The 18,021-nt window shown below is 43.3% G+C and carries 20 protein-coding genes; 14 read left to right on the forward strand and 6 right to left on the reverse strand.

Going from position 1 to position 18,021, the window contains the following annotated elements; translation table 11 throughout:
* Positions 1-214 precede the first annotated feature (214 nt).
* From VJY63_RS06715 to VJY63_RS06755, 9 genes are all read left to right on the forward strand, one after another.
* Positions 215-439, forward strand: coding sequence for a DUF2835 family protein (locus tag VJY63_RS06715; RefSeq protein ID WP_324049267.1), 225 nt, complete (start codon positions 215-217; stop codon positions 437-439).
* Between the two features lie 32 nt (positions 440-471).
* Complete coding sequence (locus VJY63_RS06720; RefSeq protein WP_324049269.1) at positions 472-1,497, forward strand: quinone-dependent dihydroorotate dehydrogenase; 1,026 nt, start codon at positions 472-474, stop codon at positions 1,495-1,497.
* 147 nt (positions 1,498-1,644) lie between these two features.
* The gene (locus VJY63_RS06725) at positions 1,645-2,592 is read left to right on the forward strand and encodes a chemotaxis protein CheV (protein WP_324049271.1); all 948 of its coding nucleotides are present in this window, start codon (positions 1,645-1,647) and stop codon (positions 2,590-2,592) included.
* A 250-nt stretch (positions 2,593-2,842) separates the two neighbouring features.
* Positions 2,843-4,432 carry a PAS domain-containing methyl-accepting chemotaxis protein gene (locus tag VJY63_RS06730; RefSeq protein WP_324049272.1) on the forward strand — a complete coding sequence of 530 codons (1,590 nt, stop codon included), beginning with the start codon at positions 2,843-2,845 and terminating at the stop codon, positions 4,430-4,432.
* Between the two features lie 9 nt (positions 4,433-4,441).
* Positions 4,442-5,095 (forward strand): NUDIX domain-containing protein, encoded by a 654-nt coding sequence (locus tag VJY63_RS06735; RefSeq protein ID WP_324049274.1) that lies wholly within the window; start codon positions 4,442-4,444, stop codon positions 5,093-5,095.
* Entirely contained in the window at positions 5,092-5,817 is a 726-nt protein-coding gene (locus tag VJY63_RS06740) for a metallophosphoesterase (protein ID WP_324049276.1), read from the forward strand. The genes VJY63_RS06735 and VJY63_RS06740 overlap by 4 nt, the downstream gene beginning before the upstream one ends.
* Positions 5,818-5,899: 82 nt before the next feature.
* Complete coding sequence (locus VJY63_RS06745; RefSeq protein WP_324049277.1) at positions 5,900-6,370, forward strand: ATP-dependent zinc protease; 471 nt, start codon at positions 5,900-5,902, stop codon at positions 6,368-6,370.
* Complete coding sequence (gene rimK, locus VJY63_RS06750) at positions 6,361-7,266, forward strand: 30S ribosomal protein S6--L-glutamate ligase (RefSeq protein WP_324049279.1); 906 nt, start codon at positions 6,361-6,363, stop codon at positions 7,264-7,266. Before VJY63_RS06745 ends, rimK begins: the two co-directional genes overlap by 10 nt.
* A 12-nt stretch (positions 7,267-7,278) precedes the next feature.
* On the forward strand, positions 7,279-8,295 hold the full coding sequence (locus VJY63_RS06755) for a hypothetical protein (protein WP_324049281.1): 1,017 nt from the start codon (positions 7,279-7,281) through the stop codon (positions 8,293-8,295).
* Here the strand turns inward: VJY63_RS06755 and rsgA are convergent.
* Positions 8,292-9,335, reverse strand: a complete 1,044-nt coding sequence (rsgA, locus tag VJY63_RS06760; protein WP_324049283.1) for a small ribosomal subunit biogenesis GTPase RsgA — start codon at positions 9,333-9,335, stop codon at positions 8,292-8,294. The genes VJY63_RS06755 and rsgA overlap by 4 nt on opposite strands.
* A complete protein-coding gene (gene orn / locus VJY63_RS06765) occupies positions 9,332-9,919 on the reverse strand; it encodes an oligoribonuclease (protein ID WP_324049285.1) in 588 nt (195 codons plus the stop codon). Before orn ends, rsgA begins: the two co-directional genes overlap by 4 nt.
* Positions 9,920-10,078: 159 nt before the next feature.
* Here orn and serB point away from each other — a divergent pair, with 159 nt between their 5' ends.
* From serB to VJY63_RS06790, 5 genes are all read left to right on the forward strand, one after another.
* Positions 10,079-11,308, forward strand: a complete 1,230-nt coding sequence (serB, locus tag VJY63_RS06770) for a phosphoserine phosphatase SerB (RefSeq protein ID WP_324049287.1) — start codon at positions 10,079-10,081, stop codon at positions 11,306-11,308.
* A 254-nt stretch (positions 11,309-11,562) separates the two neighbouring features.
* The gene (locus VJY63_RS06775) at positions 11,563-11,766 is read left to right on the forward strand and encodes a cold-shock protein (RefSeq protein ID WP_324049289.1); all 204 of its coding nucleotides are present in this window, start codon (positions 11,563-11,565) and stop codon (positions 11,764-11,766) included.
* A 126-nt stretch (positions 11,767-11,892) separates the two neighbouring features.
* Positions 11,893-13,089, forward strand: coding sequence for an NAD(P)/FAD-dependent oxidoreductase (locus VJY63_RS06780; RefSeq protein WP_324049290.1), 1,197 nt, complete (start codon positions 11,893-11,895; stop codon positions 13,087-13,089).
* 126 nt (positions 13,090-13,215) lie between these two features.
* Positions 13,216-13,401 carry a hemin uptake protein HemP gene (locus VJY63_RS06785; protein ID WP_324049292.1) on the forward strand — a complete coding sequence of 62 codons (186 nt, stop codon included), beginning with the start codon at positions 13,216-13,218 and terminating at the stop codon, positions 13,399-13,401.
* Positions 13,402-13,564: 163 nt separating this feature from the next.
* A complete protein-coding gene (locus VJY63_RS06790) occupies positions 13,565-14,179 on the forward strand; it encodes a hypothetical protein (RefSeq protein WP_324049294.1) in 615 nt (204 codons plus the stop codon).
* Between the two features lie 199 nt (positions 14,180-14,378).
* On the opposite strand, the gene bfr (VJY63_RS06795) is transcribed toward VJY63_RS06790, so the two are convergent.
* The 4 genes from bfr (VJY63_RS06795) to VJY63_RS06810 form a co-directional block, all read right to left on the reverse strand.
* Positions 14,379-14,846 carry a bacterioferritin gene (bfr, locus tag VJY63_RS06795; protein WP_324049296.1) on the reverse strand — a complete coding sequence of 156 codons (468 nt, stop codon included), beginning with the start codon at positions 14,844-14,846 and terminating at the stop codon, positions 14,379-14,381.
* A 2-nt stretch (positions 14,847-14,848) separates the two neighbouring features.
* The gene (gene bfr, locus VJY63_RS06800; protein ID WP_324049298.1) at positions 14,849-15,331 is read right to left on the reverse strand and encodes a bacterioferritin; all 483 of its coding nucleotides are present in this window, start codon (positions 15,329-15,331) and stop codon (positions 14,849-14,851) included.
* A gap of 208 nt (positions 15,332-15,539) precedes the next feature.
* Positions 15,540-15,737, reverse strand: a complete 198-nt coding sequence (locus tag VJY63_RS06805; protein ID WP_324049301.1) for a (2Fe-2S)-binding protein — start codon at positions 15,735-15,737, stop codon at positions 15,540-15,542.
* 157 nt (positions 15,738-15,894) lie between these two features.
* Positions 15,895-17,658 (reverse strand): DEAD/DEAH box helicase, encoded by a 1,764-nt coding sequence (locus VJY63_RS06810; RefSeq protein WP_324049302.1) that lies wholly within the window; start codon positions 17,656-17,658, stop codon positions 15,895-15,897.
* Positions 17,659-18,021 lie beyond the last annotated feature (363 nt).

Raw genomic sequence — 18,021 nt, forward strand, 5'->3', positions numbered from 1 at the left:
ATTGAATGAATAAATGGTTAAATCCACAAGACGCTAAATCATAATAAGCAGCACGCTAGTGTAACAGCAAGCAATCCTAACCGAGTGCAAAAAAATCAAAGATTATGGATGGAGAATTGTGCATAGACCCATTATGCTAGCCAACATTAACCACCTCGCTGTTGCGCTAAAACGTATTTAGGCTATAGGCGATTTTTACACTAAGAAAAGAAATATGCCCAGCGTTTATATACACCTAAACATTTCACCTGCCGAGTGCTTAGATTTTTACAACAGCCAAGCATCCAATGTCAGAACCACCGCCGTGGACGGACGCAGCATTGTTTTTCCACGCCGCGTATTAAAAAATATGGTCGGACACAATGGTATTCGCGGCGTTTATCGAATGACCTACTCAGACACAGGGCAGTTTACCTCGATAGAAAAGATTTCTAATTAACACCTAAGTCATTTAATTTTATGGGGCACTTCATGTATTCATTAGCAAGAAAACTTCTTTTTACCCTGTCGGGTGAAGCAGCGCACCAAATTGCTTTAGAAGGACTTGATGCCGCAGCAAGATTGCGCTTACTAAAGCCTTTTGTTGCGGCTACATTGCAAGCACCCGTTAACGTTATGGGACTAGAATTTCCTAATGCTGTTGGTCTAGCTGCAGGCCTAGACAAAAATGCTGATCATTTATACAGCCTAGATCAATTAGGTTTTGGTTTTATCGAAGTCGGCACTGTTACGCCACGCCCTCAACCGGGTAATCCCAAACCACGTATGTTTCGTATTCCTGAACAAGAAGCCATTATTAACCGCATGGGTTTCAATAATAAAGGTTTAGACTACCTACTGGCACAAGTTAAAAAACAGTCCATCAGCGGTGTATTAGGCATTAACCTTGGCAAAAACTTAACCACGCCCGTAGAAAAAGCGGTCAATGATTACCTGCTAGGCTTAGAAGGTGTTTATGAATATGCCGACTACGTTACCGTTAACATCTCTTCACCTAACACACCGGGGCTGCGTAATCTACAATACGGCGAAGCGTTAAAAGGCCTGCTGTTGCCATTAAAAGAAGCCCAAGCGCGTTTAGCCGACCAGCACCAGCGCTATGTGCCTTTAGCCGTAAAAGTTGCACCGGATATGAACGAAGAAGAATTACAAAGCCTTGCTGCTACGCTGCGTGAATTAAAACTTGATGCGGTCATAGCAACCAACACTACGCTGGATAAAACAGCCGTCAACGATTTGCGCTACGGTGCAGAAGCTGGTGGTTTGTCGGGTCGACCACTGACTGAAAAAGCCTGTGAAATTACACGTCAGCTAGCCAATGCTTTAGAAGGGGACTTACCGATTATTGGTGTGGGTGGTATTTTTTCAGCCCAAGATGCCGTTGACCGTATTGAAGCCGGTGCTAGCCTGATTCAACTCTACACAGGTTTTATCTATCGTGGCCCAAGCCTTATTAGTGAATGTGCTGAAGCGATAGCGAGCATAAAACCAGCATAAAAAAAGTGCCATAAAATGGCGCTCACTGTCTAAAGATAGCTATAAAATCTATAATTGCTCTACAATGGAAAAGAATCGTAAGAAAGAAACAAACAAATACTAGAAAAAATATTAAAAATGAAAGGGACGACAAGGACAGGAAAGACAATGAGCACTTTAATGAATAATGTCAATCAACGCACTCAACTAGCCGGTGAAAATCGGCTGGAATTATTATTATTCCGTTTACAAAACAACCACCTTTATGGCATTAACGTTTTTAAAGTCAAAAGAATCATTGCCTGCCCGCCCCTAACTCAACTACCCCATCACCACCCACACATTATTGGTGTAGCCAATACAGCAGAAGGGCCTTTGCCTATTTTGGATATGCTCAGTGCCATTAAACTAGGCAAAGTTACTGACCCGCGTAAACAAAGCGTCATTGTGTGTGAATATAACCGCAAACAACAAGGCTTTCTGGTGGATAAGATTGAAAGCATTGTCAATATGCAATGGAGCGATATTTTATTGCCACCTAAAGGCATCGGCCATAAACATTATTTAACGTCAATTACTCGAATCAACAATCAAATAGTTGAAATTATTGACGTTGAAAAAGTCATTTCAGAAGTAACCCCCACCTCAGAAAAAATGAGCAGCCAACTGTCTGATGACTTTGCTGAATTAAACCAATCAACCGTGCCACGCACAGTATTAGTGGTTGATGATTCAGTAGTGGCGCGTAACCAAATTAAACGCTGTTTAGCGGAAGTGCAGCTAGAATCCATATTGCTAAACGATGGTAAACAAGCATTAGAACACCTAAAAAACCTAGTGGAACAAGGTAAGAATCTTAACGATGAATACTTAATGGTTATTTCAGACATTGAAATGCCAGAAATGGATGGCTACACCTTTACCCGTAAAGTTAAAGAAGACCCAGTAATGAAACACATTTACATTCTACTCCATACATCTTTGTCGGGTGTTTTCAACAAAAGTATGGTGACACGCGTAGGTGCTGATAACTTTATTGCCAAGTTTGATGCCGACGAACTTGCCCAAGCTGTACTCGACTTATTTCGCAAGCGCAGCTTAAAAACACCACATTAACCACTGATAACGCATTACGATTAACTAGCACACTAAAACTAGCGCCCTAAAAAGTAACAAACACTACAAAGGCGCTAATTATATACATGATTAAGACTATAGCCCACCCATAAAAATTGATTCATATCAATGGCATTCATTCAAACAGCAAGAAAAAATTGTTGTATACCAGACTTTTGTAGCAAAAACCAATCGACTGGCTCGATAATTGCTTTAAAAATAATAATAATAACGCTCAGGAGCTATAGCAATGCAAATCAACCAGCCTGTTACTGGGAAAGAGCAATCTGTTGATGCCAATATTCAACTAATCACCATTACCGACCTAAGTGGCAAAATCACCTTTGCTAATGACGACTTCGTTAACGTTTCTGGTTATAAACGCAGTGAATTGATTGGTCAGAATCACAATTTAATTCGCCACCCAGATATGCCAGCCGGAGCGTTTGAAAACCTTTGGAAAACCATACAAAATAAACAGTCTTGGAAAGGATTGGTAAAAAATCGTTGTAAAAATGGCGATCACTACTGGGTTGATGCCTATGTCACGCCCATTCAACGCGATGGCAAAATTGTTGAATATCAATCAGTAAGAACCACCGCACCCATTGCTGCGGTTGAAAGAGCCAATAAAGTTTATACGAGTTGGCAACAAGGTAAATTGCCTTATTTTTTACAAAAAAAACCGCTTTCGTTAACCACTAAACTTATCCTTGCTGGCTTACTTCCTACCAGTCTTATAAGCATTGCTTTATTTATGCTAAACCTGAGTTGGTTAGCCGTTTTAGCACCTTTAATCGCTGGTTTAGCAACGACTATTTTTACCCATTCACAACTTTGTGGCTTAAAACAGCTAGAAACCGCTGCCTGTAAAATCAACCAAAACCGTGTAATGACTTACCTTTACACTGGGCGGCAAGATGAATTAGGTAATATCTCTTTTGCATTACGCACCCGCAGTTCAGAACTTCGCGCCGTGGTTGCCCGCCTGTTTAATAACAGCGGCTATTTACGTCGCAGCAAATTACGTTCCGATGAATGTTTAAGTGAAGCGTTTGAATACATCGAACGTCAAGGCAGTCGCATTGCTGAAATCCAACAAGCCATGCAAGCACAGCTACACAGCTTAGAACAAGTCATGGGCAGCACTCAGCGTACGGCAACAGCGGCCAGTCAATCGCAAGTAGCCACGCAAATGGGGCAGCAAAAAATTGAAGAAGTCGCCCAAGCCATAGCAAGGCAATCCATTGAGCTTGAAGCAGCGAAACAACAAGTCGCCAATCTAGCGATGAATAGCGAGCACATTAGTACCGTTATTGACGTTATTACCAATGTAGCGGAACAAACCAATCTTTTAGCCTTAAATGCTGCTATAGAAGCAGCGCGTGCGGGTGAAGCTGGGCGAGGTTTTGCCGTTGTTGCCGATGAAGTGCGTGGATTAGCACAACGTACCCACGATTCAACCCTACAAGTGCGTACAATTATTGAACAGCTAAAAGAAAATACGTTAGCCTCCGTTCAAGCCATTGATAAAGGTGTCAATGCCTCGCAAGAAACTGTTGAGCTAGCAAAAACCATGAGTCATTCGCTACAAGAAATCTTATTAGCCGTAGCAGAAATCAATAACTTAGCGACTGAAGTAGCGAGTATGACCAATCATCAGTCAGTACTAAGTGAACAAACCAGACGCCAAGTCACTGAACTTTCAGAGCTTGCTCAACACTCGGTGACAGCAGGCAATGCCGCAACCAAGCAGTCGAATAAGTTAGATATGCAAGTGGGCAATCTGCACCTATTAGCCGCTAACTTTATTTTTAGTTTAAACGCTGAAAAAGCCTAAGGAATCACCATGAGCAACCCTGCTTTTACTTCTTCTATTGACTTTACAGCTACCGACTACACTTTGATCGAAGAAAAAACCGCCTATCAAGGTTTTTTTGCACTGCGTAAGCTAACCCTTAAACATAAACTTTTTAAAGGAGGCTGGACTCAACCGATTCATCGTGAACTTTTTGTGCGCGGTCAAGCAGTTGGAGTTTTAGCTTACGACCCTTGGCAAGATAAAGTAGTGATGGTGGAGCAATTTAGAGTCGGTGCAATGAATGATCCAAAAAGCCCTTGGCTACTGGAAGTGATTGCTGGAATGATAGAAGAAAATGAGCCGCCTGAAGCCGTCGCACACCGTGAAACAAAAGAAGAGTCTGGCTTAACCATTTTGCACCTAGAACACCTTTACACCTATTATTCTAGCCCGGGCGGTAGCGATGAGCAGATCATTCTTTATCTAGGCATCGTAGATTCTAACCAAGTAAACAACGGCGATATTGGTGGACTAGCCACTGAACATGAAGACCTGCGTGTTACGCTGTTGCACCGAACCGATGCCTTACAAGAAACCATCAATGGTAAAGCAGCCAACACCCTAAGCATTATTGCTTTACAGTGGCTAACCCTAAACCACCAACGCCTACAAGCTAGCTGGGTAAAGCAGCAGCCCCAATGATTCGTGTAGTACAACTCACCGACTTACACCTGTTAGCCGACCCTAATGCTCTTTACCGTGGTAAAGACACGCGATCACATTTTTTAGCCGGTTTAAAGCTAGCCGTGCGTTTGCAACCAGACTTACTGCTGTTAACCGGTGATCTAGCTGAAGACGAGCAACTAGGCACTTACCAGTGGCTGTACCAACAACTAAAAAACAGCGGCTTAAATTGGCAGTGGCTACCGGGCAATCATGATAATCCAGCGATTATGGCAAGCTTTCAGCCCACAGACTTTCACCAGCAGACCCAGCATTGGCAAATTTTAGGCCTTAACAGCCACCTACCTAACCAAACCCAAGGTAACTTGGATACCACACAGCTACAGCGGCTTCAATGCGCCTTAATCAATCCCAAACCTTTACTTATCGCGCTTCATCACCCGCCCGTTGCCGTTAACAGCCTGTGGAAGGATGCCATTGCTTTACAAAACTCAGCTGTTTTCTGGAAATTATTAAAAGATCAAAACCACGCCCGCTTAGTTATTTTTGGTCATGTTCACCAAGCCTTTAGCAGTAGTCAACAGCAAACCAACGTTTTTGCCACACCTGCCAGCTCAGTGCAATTCACCGAGGATTCAGATAAATTTGCCATCAGTCCCGTCGCTTTACCTGCCCTGCGACTGATTCGCTTAAAGCCTAAAGGTGTTTTTACCACCCGTTTAATTTACTTCCTTAATTAAAGAAAGTATTTATCATGAATGCGATTTTAATAGAAGTCAGCCGCTTTAACTTAGCGCTAACTTACAAACCAGTGGTTAAAACATGATAAAAACTAAAGATAAAAATATTATTGGTGGACGGGAAGTAATATTTTTTCCAGAACTAAACATCGCTTTACGCGCTAAAATAGATACGGGTGCTAAAACCTCTTCGCTGCACGCAACAGCGATACAAGTCTTTGAAAAAGAGGCTCAAGAATGGATAAGCTTCACCACACAAACGGAAGCAGAAGGAAAAACCAGCAGTGTACAGTGTGAATTTCCGGTGTATGATCACCGCAAAGTTCGTAGCTCCAACGGTCAAGCTCACTGGCGCTATGTCATTAAGATGCAAATTCAGCTAGGTAGCTTCCAAGAGAAGGTAGAGCTGACGCTGGCTGACCGCTCAAAAATGCAATACCCTATGCTGCTAGGACGCTCCGCCATGAAAAAGCATTTTTTAGTCGCACCCGGCAAAACTTATCTACAAGGTTTACCTCCCTTATTTGTTTCTTTGGAAAATAAATGCACCTAGCCATTTTATCGCGCAATGCTAAGCTTTACTCGACCCGTCGCCTTATTGAAGCGGCTGAACTACAAGGTCACACCGTCAGAGTGGTTGATACGCTGCGCTGTTACATGAACGTCACCACCAGCAAGCCTTCGATTCATTATCGTGGTGAAGAACTGGAAGAATTTGATGCAGTGATTCCACGCATTGGTGCATCGGTCACTTTTTATGGCACCGCCGTGCTGCGCCAATTTGAAATGATGGGCGTTTATACCCTAAACGAATCCGTCGCTATTACCCGTTCACGCGATAAACTACGTTCATTACAACTACTATCGCGCAAAGGCATAGGCTTGCCCATTACTGGCTTTGCCCATTCACCCGATGACATTCCCGACCTAATTCGTATGGTTGGTGGTGCGCCACTGGTGATTAAACTGTTAGAAGGTACGCAAGGCATTGGTGTGGTTTTAGCTGAAACTGAAAAAGCTGCCGAAAGTGTCATTCAAGCCTTTATGGGTTTAAAAGCTAACATTATGGTGCAAGAATACATTCAAGAAGCCGGTGGTGCTGATATCCGCTGCTTTGTTGTCGGCGATAAAGTCATTGCTGCTATGAAACGCCAAGCTGGGCCTGGTGAGTTCCGTTCTAACCTACACCGAGGTGGCAGTGCTGAGCTTATTAAAATCACTCCACAAGAACGTGCCACAGCCACCCGCGCTGCTAAAGCAATGGGCTTAAATGTGTGTGGTGTTGACTTGTTGCGCTCTAACCACGGTCCAGTGGTGATGGAAGTCAATTCTTCACCGGGTTTAGAAGGCATAGAGGCCGCTACCGGCAAAGACATCGCTGGGCAAATTATTGAATACATCGCTCGCAATGCCGCACCTAATAAAAACCGTACTCGCGGGCGAGGGTAACAAGGAGCTTTAATGCTAAATGCCCAAATAAACTGGCAATCCTTAGCCATTCGTGAAGCAGCGCTAACACTTTATAAATATGAGCGCATTGAACGTAAAACCGCAAATGCACCACTGGTTGATGAGCTAATTAACAGCAACTGGTTATTGTCTGAAGAAGCTGAAAACTTTTTTATGCTCAGCGCTCGTGGACGGACTAGCCTAATCGAATTATTGGATTTACGCTTACCGGAATGGCGTGATTGGCTCACCATACTTGAAGGTGAACGCCCGTTAATTACAGAGGTTTTTGAGCAGCGCTGGCGCTATTTAAAAGATCAATTACGCGCCGATCTGCCACGCGTATTGAACAAAAGTAGTTTACAACTGGCATTATTGGGTAAACGCAGCAAAGAATTACCCGATCACCTGCGCCATGAGTTGCCGCCATTAGAACTAAGCGAAGACCGCTGCTTGCACCTGCGTGGCAATATGAACTTAAAACTTGTTAAAAAGCACGGTGCGTCTATTGAGCTAAAAAAGATCTGGCGACAACTCAGTGAAGCCGTGCTGCCCGAAAGGGATTTTCGACAAATTAAAGAACTAGATGGTGAATTACCTTACCTAGTGATGAGCATTGAAGACCGTGGCGTATTTCTGGATATCGACCTGCCTACCAACTTGCTAGCTATTTGGGTCGCACCTGAAAACTTAGAGCTAGCGGGTGAATTTTTACGTTTTCTACCGCAATTTGTGCCCCATGTTCACTTTGGTGATTTAGACCACCAAGGCTTAGTCATCGCTGAACGCTTGTCGCTTTATAGTCAACGGCCTGTGCGCCGATTTATTCCCAGCTTTTGGAAAGATTATTTAAAAAACTTTTCGATTACAACCAGTGAAAAAAACAGTGGCAAGGGTGCGGCTTGGCATGGACCTGTTTTATCGGTCGCCTTACTTAGGGACTTAATGACCAGCAACCGCTGGCTAGCACAAGCACCCTTGTTATTGGATGCTAGGCTACATGAAGAAATGCGTCGGTTAATGGACTAACTACTCAAGCTTTGTACTATATGATGGTAACTAGCAAAGCGTGTGGCAGCAACTTTGCCCTCCGCAACGGCTTCTTTTAAGGCGCAACCTGGATCTTCTTTGTGTTTGCAATCACGAAAACGGCACAAGCCTAAAAAGGGACGAAATTCAGGGAAGCCTTGTGCTATTTGTTCTGGCTGCAAATAACCCAAAGAAAACTCACGAATGCCTGGTGAGTCAATTAACTGCCCACCGACTGGAAAGTGAAATAATCGAGCAGTTGTAGTAGTGTGTCGCCCTTTACGCGTATCTTCAGAAAGGCTACCGACTCGTAAATCTACACCCGGTAAAAGGTAATTAATCAATGACGATTTACCAACACCAGACTGTCCAACAAATACGCTAATACGGTCTTTAAGCTGCTGCTGTAACTGCTGCAAAACTTTTTCTTGATAAGCAGAGCTAATTAAAACTTGATAACCTAACTGGCGATAAGTTGCCAATAAGCCATTAATTAACGCCTCTTGTTCAGCAGTTAAAACACCCTGCTGCATCAAATCCCACTTGTTAATCAGCAATACAGGCTCAATGCCGGTGTGTTCTGCTGCAACTAAATAGCGATCAATTAAATTAGCATGAGGCTCAGGTTCAGGTGCAATCACCAATAATAGTTGATCGACATTAGCAGCAATAGGCTTCATCACTCCGCGCATATCAGGACGCGCTAACAAACTACGCCGCGCTTGACGCGACTCCACCACACCTTCTTCAAGTGGATTTTGATTCGCTCGCCAACTAACATAATCACCTGTCACCAAGTTTTCAACATTGGCACGAACATGGCAACGCTGCCGCTGACCTTGTAAAGCACCATCCACTGCTTCAACTTCAACCTGACGGCCAAAATGTGCCGTTACCAAACCCTGTTGTGGCTCGGTTGTTAAACCTTCTTGGTGGCTAGAATCTAAGCGCTTATCTTTACGCAAAGCGCGGGTGTTGCGTTCATCTTGCACTTTGTCAATGCGCCACTGCTGCTGGCGGGTCAGCTTACGGGCACTCATAGCGTTGCATTTTCTGGTAAGCGAATAAACTCTTCACGGTAAAAGCGCAGCTCAGCAATGGATTCACGAATATCATCTAAGGCCAAATGTGTGCCTGCCTTTTTAAACTTTTTAGGCAGTTCAGGGTGCCAGCGTAACGCTAGTTCTTTAAACGTAGAAACATCAATATTGCGGTAATGGAAAAAGGCTTCTAGCTCAGGCATTTCATTGACCATAAAGCGCCGATCTTGATGAACGCTATTACCACACATAGGGCTTGCACCTTTTTCAAGGTGGCGGCGTAAAAACGCTAAAGTGGCTGCTTCTGCTTCAGCAATCGAAACATGGCTATCTTTTACACGCTGCGTTAAACCTGAAGCACCATGCGTGTTAGTACACCACTCATCCATTGCATCTAACAAGGCTGTTGGCTGGTTAATCGCCAACACGGGGCCTTCTTCAATCACGTTTAAATCAGCATCAGTAACGATGGTAGCAATTTCAATAATTCGCTCTTTATTGGGATCTAAACCCGTCATTTCCAAGTCGATCCAAATTAAATTTAAGGGCTTTTTGTCAGCGTTGAGATTCTTTTTATCAGACATAAAATCGACTTCCTAATCAGCAGTGAATTACCACGAATACTAACATAAACAACACCCAATACGTTTACAGCAATTAGCAGCTTTTACAAAGATGTAAGTCATGGATAAGGAAGGCTATACTTATGCCCGATTATTAACTATTTACTGAACAGGCCTTAGATGAAAACCCAGGATCGCAGCATCGTTTTAATTAACCTTTCTGGGCATGACCGCCCAGGCATCACCTCTGCCATCAGTGAAATATTGGCTAATTATAAAGTGGATATCCTCGACATAGGTCAGGCTGTTATTCACGACACCTTAGCACTGGGATTATTAGCCCACTTGCCACCCGAAGCACAAAGTTCACCTGTGCTGCAAGAACTGCTGTTCAAAGCCCATGAATGGGGAATGCAAATTCGCTTCACCCCCGTATCAGAAACCAGCTATGAAAGCTGGGTTGAAGGACAAGGCAAAGGGCGCTATATAGTCACTTTACTAGGCCGACGCATTACCGCTGAACAAATTGCCCGTGTTACCCACACAGTGGCTGAAAATGGCTTAAATATTGACCGTATTCATCGCCTTTCAGGGCGCGTTAGTATGTCCCATATCAATAAAGAAGGGCGTGCTTGTGTGGAGTTTTCAGTCAGGGGCAATACTTTAGATACCGCTGAATTGCGTCGCCATTTTCTAGCCTTATCCGGTGAGCTAGAAGTCGATATTGCCGTACAAGAAGACAATATTTATCGCCGTAACCGCCGCCTAGTCGTCTTTGATATGGATTCAACACTGATTGAAGCCGAAGTGATTGATGAGCTTGCTAAAGAAGCAGGCGTTGGTAAACAAGTCGCGGCTATAACGGAACGGGCTATGTGTGGCGAGCTGGATTTTAGCGAAAGCTTTCGTGCGCGAGTGGCATTGCTAAAAGGTTTAGATGCCTCAGTGTTAGAAAAAATTGCTCAGCGTTTACCCGTTACTGAAGGTGCAGAAAAGCTGATTTCTACTTTAAAACGCCTTGGTTATCGTACTGCAATTTTGTCGGGTGGCTTCACTTATTTTGGCGAATACCTCCAGAAAAAATTAGGCATTGATGAAGTTCATGCTAATCAACTAGAAATTGAAAATGGCAAAGTAACCGGACGTGTAGTCGGACACATCGTCGACGGACAACGTAAAGCACAACTATTGCAAGACATTGCTAACAAAGAAGGCATTAACTTAGAACAAGCCATCGCGGTAGGTGATGGTGCTAATGACTTACCCATGTTGGGCTTAGCCGGTTTAGGTATCGCCTTTCGTGCCAAGCCAGTGGTTAGAGAAAGTGCTCGCCATGCACTTTCTACCCTAGGCTTAGACGCAATTTTGTATTTAATTGGTTTTTCAGATCGCGACCTAGACCAGAAGTAAATTAATCACCTGATTGAGCGTTTTAGACCAAGGTCTAAAGCTGTATTGCATATCAAACTACTTGACGTAGCGCTTAATTTCAATCAGTCTATCAATCGTAGGCAGCAAGGTAGCAAAAAGAAGTGTCGTAACGCAGTTGTAATCGAAATATCGGTAACATATGTTCGTCATTCGTACTATCTTGATTCCCGCAACACCGAGTCAATTGTGTAAATTGATTCAAAATACTAAACAGAAATATAGGAATTTTCGATATGGCAACTGGTACCGTTAAATGGTTCAACGACACTAAAGGTTTCGGCTTCATCACTCCAGATGATGGTGGCGACGATCTTTTTGCACACTTCTCTGAAATCCAATCACAGGGTTTCAAGTCTTTACAGGAAAACCAAAAAGTATCTTTTGAAGTTACTACGGGTCCTAAAGGCAAGCAAGCTGCAAAAATTGAAGCTATCTAATTAACATTAGGTTCATTTGAACTTAACGTAATTTTAAAGCTAAAAAAACCCACCGAAAGGTGGGTTTTTGCGTTTTAGTTAATAATGAAAAAATCATTGCTTTAATTAGAAAAGAGAAAGATAAACATGAGCAAAACAGCCGATGTGGTTATTATTGGTGCTGGCGCTGCTGGTTTAATGTGTGCGGCTACCGCAAGTTATCAAGGCAAAAGCGTGCTGCTGTTAGACCACAGCGATAAACCAGCCAAAAAAGTTTTAATGTCTGGCGGTGGGCGTTGTAATTTTACCAATCTAAATACAACACCGGCTAATTTTTTATCCACGAATCCACATTTTTGTATTTCTGCGCTCAAACGCTATACACCGCAGCACTTTTTAGAACTGGTTGAACGCCACGGTATCGACTATGTAGAAAAAGCGCCTGGGCAATTATTTTGTACAAATTCCAGCAAAGACATTCAGCAGCTATTACTCACCGAAGCCGAATGGTCTGGTGTTAATTTGCACATGAAAACCAGTATTAACAGCGTAACCACCACCGCCGACAGTGTAAAAATAACCAGCAGCATGGGCAATATAAGCGCAGGTGCTTTAGTAGTGGCAACCGGTGGGTTATCTATTCCAACGTTAGGTGCAACCGGCTGGGGTTATGATTTAGCACGACAGTTTGGGCTAGAAGTATTGTCAACCCGTGCTGGTCTAGTTCCTTTTACGCTGCATCCTGAATTAAAAACTCAACTAGCCCCCTTGTCTGGTCTCAGTTGTGAAGTCAGTGTTAGCTGTCATGGGCAAACCTTTACCGAGCCGCTACTGATTACTCACCGTGGATTATCAGGCCCTGCGCTGCTACAAATTTCTAGCTATTGGCAAGCTGGTGATGAACTCAGTATTAATTGGCTACCTTACTGCAACTTATTGAAAGAGCTACAACAACTGCGCCAGCAACACCCACGCGCCCATTTAAGCAGCTGGTTAGGCGAACAACTACCCAAACGGCTTGTTACAGTATTAATTAGTCTCTTAAAAGAAAAAGGCATTCACTTGCCTGAACGCAATGCCGATGCCAGCAACCAGCAACTTGACGCCATCGCCAACGCCTTACAAAACTGGACGTTTAAACCAGCAGGCACCGAAGGCTACCGTACTGCCGAAGTCACTTTAGGCGGTATTAACACCCAGCAAATATCGTCACAAACCTTAGCGGTTAATGGCTTAGAACAAATACGTTTTATTGGCGAAGTGCTGGATGTGACCGGACAATTGGGTGGCTATAATTTTCAATGGGCTTGGGCATCAGCAGTAGCCTGCGCCAACAACTTGTAAAAACGATTAAAACACAAACACGTTTGACAATCGTTATCATTAGCAACTAGACTGGCTGCCTATTTTTTAGGCGCTATTTATTGTTCTGCGCTACCAACACACAAATTCGTAAAGAGCAGCCAGCCAATGAGCCTTACCGATAAACCTAAGCACCCCACTCATCCCATGACAATGAATCAGCAAACAGAACTGCCGCTGACGGTTACTAGCGAAGCGCTGTTTGCTGGCGGTCGTCAATTATTAATTCAACACGAAGGCGAAACCTATACGCTGCGTATTACTAGTCGCAGCAAGTTGATTCTCACTAAATAGTTTTTATTGAAAAACACTTTATTGAAAAACGTTAAAAAAGATTTTATTTTGACCTTGACGCTCACTCAAATCTAACTGATAATGATTATCAATTAGATGCCAAGCCAGCCAGATAAATAGGTAGCAAAGCCAGCCAAGCGCATTTTTCGACAAGGAGCAAAAAATGAACGCATTGGTTAACTTGCAAGAAAAAGAAAATTTCCTAAACGGCTTTTTTGACAATTGTTTTTTTGATAATAGCTTTTTTGAAACGAATGTTTATGACTCAAAAAAGGAGCATAAGGTTGCTAAAGACTTAAAAAAACTCGAAAAAGAATGGCTAGCCATTACCCACGTTAAACAAATTCCTATTTTACTTGACCAGCACCAAACCACCTACTTTGCAGCCTTGTGCTCACTTAGCCCTAGGTTAGTGCGTTCAGTATCATTAAACAGCCTAAACCAGCTCATTAATAAAGCAAAACTACTTAACCTACCGCTGAGCATTACTTTATTTAGCAACGGCAGTAAACAAACCTCGCACCCTGCTATCATCTCTAATTGCTTTAAAAAGAATTGTTTACACCTTGACTGGCAAGAAGGTCATGCCGAACTTGAACCCAGTCAATTTGAATATGCTTTTATCAGCCGTATTCCTTGCAGCGATGGCTGTGGTTGGATTAACTCTTTAGAAATTTTTGGTGCTGAAGGTGAGCTGCTGCTGCAAGTGCAAGGATCTTGCGAAGACCAGCAAGCAGAAAACTTAAAACTACGAGAAGTGTTCAGCTCATTGATTTAATCAATGCAAAATGCAACTAAAAAGGAGTCCACCATGCTAGACAAACTTTGGTTTCAACTGACGACCCTAGCCATTTCACTGAGCCTACTTGCACCTTTAATGGCGGGTTTTAATTAACAAAAGCGCATTAAAAAACCCTAGTAGCTAAGCAACAAACTAGCGGCTAGGGTTTAACTTTTGTGTTATTAAACTAAAAGGCTTACATCATCACTTGCTGGTAGTTTTGCAGACCAATACGTTCAATTAAACCTAACTGCTTTTCTAACCAATAAGCATGATCCATTTCGGTATCATCTAACATAACACGTAAAATTTCACGGGTTTGGTAATCTTGCTTTGCCTCACATAACGCCATGATTTCTTTTAATAAAGCCGTCACTGAATACTCTAGTTGTAAATCATTACTCAGCATTTCTTTAACATCTTTACCCACGTTAATTGGCTCACGCGTTACCATATCGGGCGTGCCATCTAAAAACAAAATACGCTGAATCAACAGATTGGCGTGTTGCTTTTCATCATCAAACTCATGGGCAATACGCTCGTGCAGCTTACCTAAACCCCAATCTTCATACATAGCAGAATGAATAAAGTACTGATCCATCGCGGTTAATTCACCAGCCAATAACTTATTTAAACCGGCAATAACTTGATCGTTACCTTGCATAATTACTCTCCTTTACCTGTATGAATCACAGTTTGTAAATATTTTTCAATACCGATCTCATTGATTAAATGCTGCTGCGTACCTATCCAGTCTAAATGCTCTTCTTCGTATTCAAGAATGCCTTCTAAAAGTTGGCGGCTAATATAGTCTTGCTCGGTTTCACACAAAGCAATGGATTCACGCAAGAGTTTAAGTTGTTCTTGCTGTAGCGTGGTATCACACCCAAAAATTTCTGTGGCATTTTCACCAATACGTAAACGCTCTAGGTGTTGCAGATTAGGCAAACCATCTAAAAACAGAATGCGCTCAATTAAGTCATCGGATTGCTTCATGTCTTTAATGGATTTTTTATACGCCTTGTGAGTCAGCTTTTCAAAACCCCAGCTGCGACACATACGCGAATGAAGAAAATATTGATTAATAGAGGTTAGCTCAAGCGTTAAAACTTTATTTAACTGGCTAATAACTGCGGTATTACCTTGCATAAGAAGCACCCTGAAGGAGTTACGGTTACATGGGGCTGGCTGGCTTATTTAATAATTAAATTTAAAGTTCTATGTAATAACAGTATTTAAAGCGCCATTTAAGAACAATAATCATTAATAATAAAAAGCTGGCTTGCAAATTCAGGATGAATAATAACGTGCTTTACCAAAATAGGCAAAACGTATCTATAATGTTATTTATTACAGTTTAGGCAACTGCTGCGGCATCATAGTAAAGGCGATTAGCCCGTTCATCTTTTAGCACTGCGTTAGCAAAACCAACGCATTTACCGCATTGACTGCCAAGTGCTAGCTCACGGTAAAGATCTCTCACGCTGGATGCACCTTCTGCTACCGAAGTTTTTATTTGTTGTTCAGTAATGCCTTTGCAGATACACACATACATAGCCGCCACCTGTTCATCTAATCTTGAATACTAATAATTATCAACAAGATTAGCTTGTAGGTTAAAGAATTGCAAGCATAAAAAAACCGCCCATTTCGGACGGTTTATTTTCTAGCTTAAAGCCGCTTAACTAAAGCGACTTAATCTAAAACAGCGATTAAGCAGAAGCAGCAGGCGTGCTACGGCGACGCAAAGGACGCTGACCTGCTTCATCACCACCTGAACGCGGCGCAGGCGTATTGCTGCTGGTCAAGTTCATTGGCACACCACACACACGAACACGCGCTAACGCTTGGAATACAGCTTTAGTCATGGTATCTGGCAAATCAACGGTGCTGAAATCTTGCTGAATATCAATACGACCGATATTGCGGCTAGAGATGTTCGCTTCGTTAGCGATTGCGCCAACAATATTGGCAGGCTTAACACCGTGCGAGCGGCCAATCGGCATACGGTAACGCTTCATGCCAGCTTCTGGATCGCGTGAACGACCACGACCTTCACCGCCACGACCTTCACCACGACCACTACCTTCACGGCGAGGACGATCACTACCAAAATCAGAACGCTCATTACGTCCACCTTCACGCGGGGCACGAATTTTAACGTCTTCGACCCATAATGAAGTGCCGCCTTGGAACATTTTTGCTAAGGCTGCTGCAATGCGAATTGGGTCAGCTTCTGTTTCAGCTTGCACTTCAATCAATAGTTTTTCGTAAAGTTCAATGTCACGCGCTTGCATAGAATGCACAACTTGCTCTTTAAACTTTTCACTACGCTTAGCGTTAATCACTTCAGCCTTAGGCAATTCCATTGGCTCAATACGCTGACCAGTGCTGCGCTCTAGGTTGAATAACAAACGTTTTTCGCGGTGTCCAACAAACAAAATTGCTTGACCACTACGACCAGCACGGCCAGTACGACCAATACGGTGAACGTAAGATTCGCTGTCGTGGGGTGGATCAAAGTTAATAACGTGGCTAATACGCTCAACGTCTAAACCACGGGCTGCAACGTCGGTTGCCACTAGAATATCTAGGCCACCTTTTTTCAAGCGGTCAACTGCTTGCTCACGTTGATTTTGCGCCATGTCACCGTGCAACGCACAAGCGCGTAAACCACGACTATTTAAGAAATCAGCTAAATCAGCACTGGTTGCTTTAGTACGGGTAAATACAATCACACCGTCGGTTTGTTCAGCTTCTAAAATACGCACTAACGCTTCAGGCTTAGGCAGACCCGCTACCATCCATACGCGCTGGCTTACCGTGTCAGCAGTACGCGCTTTAGCAGCAATGCGTACTTCTTTAGGATTTTTTAGGTGACGCTGGGCAATGCGACGAATGGCATCAGGCATAGTGGCAGAAAATAAAACCACTTGGCGCTCGGCTGGGGTTTGTTCCAGAATCCATTCAACGTCATCAATAAAGCCCATACGCAGCATTTCGTCTGCTTCGTCTAGGATAAGTGTTTGTAGGGCAGAAATGTCTAGGCTGCCACGGCGCATATGGTCCATAACGCGGCCAGGCGTACCTACAACAATTTGTGCGCCTGAACGCAGTGCGCGAATTTGATCGCGGTATTCAGCACCACCGTAAAGGTTGGCTACTTTAACACCTTTCATTTTAGCGCCATATTTTTCAACAGACTCAGCCACCTGCATGGCTAACTCACGCGTTGGTGCTAAAATTAATACTTGGGGTAACTTGGCGTTTACATCTAAACGCGCTAATAAAGGCAACGCAAAAGCAGCAGTTTTACCCGTACCTGTTTGTGCCTGACCAATCATGTCATGGCCTTCCAACAAAAGTGGAATGGTCTGAATTTGAATGGGTGAAGGCGTAGGGTATTCAATTGAAGAAAGAAGAAAATCAGGAAGACCCAGCTCGCTAAAAGCTGGTAAAGTCACGTCATTAGACATTAATAATACCTGTAATACTTAATAATCGCAGGGGCGGGCGCGGGCCCGATACACACAAGAAGGGGCAACGTCAGCCAATGCAGGGAACACGCACACAGCGTGCTGAAATTTGAGCGCAAAGCATAACAGCTTTCATTTCAACACGCTAGTTTTTTAAACCCAGTGCCTATTTAACTTAATAGCTTTTTTTAACTTAATAGCCTTTTGGTTTGAAGCCTTAACGTGACTACTCACCGCCCTTAATCGGGCGATGCTTCTTATTTCGTTAGCCGTTGCTCGATAGTATCAAGACTTACGCAGCTTCCATAAGCAGAAACGACCGACCAGCCGCCTTTAATTCTAGAATGCCTTTATCACGAATAT

Origin of the sequence: Marinospirillum sp. (genome assembly GCF_035271045.1) — a bacterium.
Taxonomy (GTDB): Bacteria; Pseudomonadota; Gammaproteobacteria; order Pseudomonadales; family Halomonadaceae; genus Marinospirillum.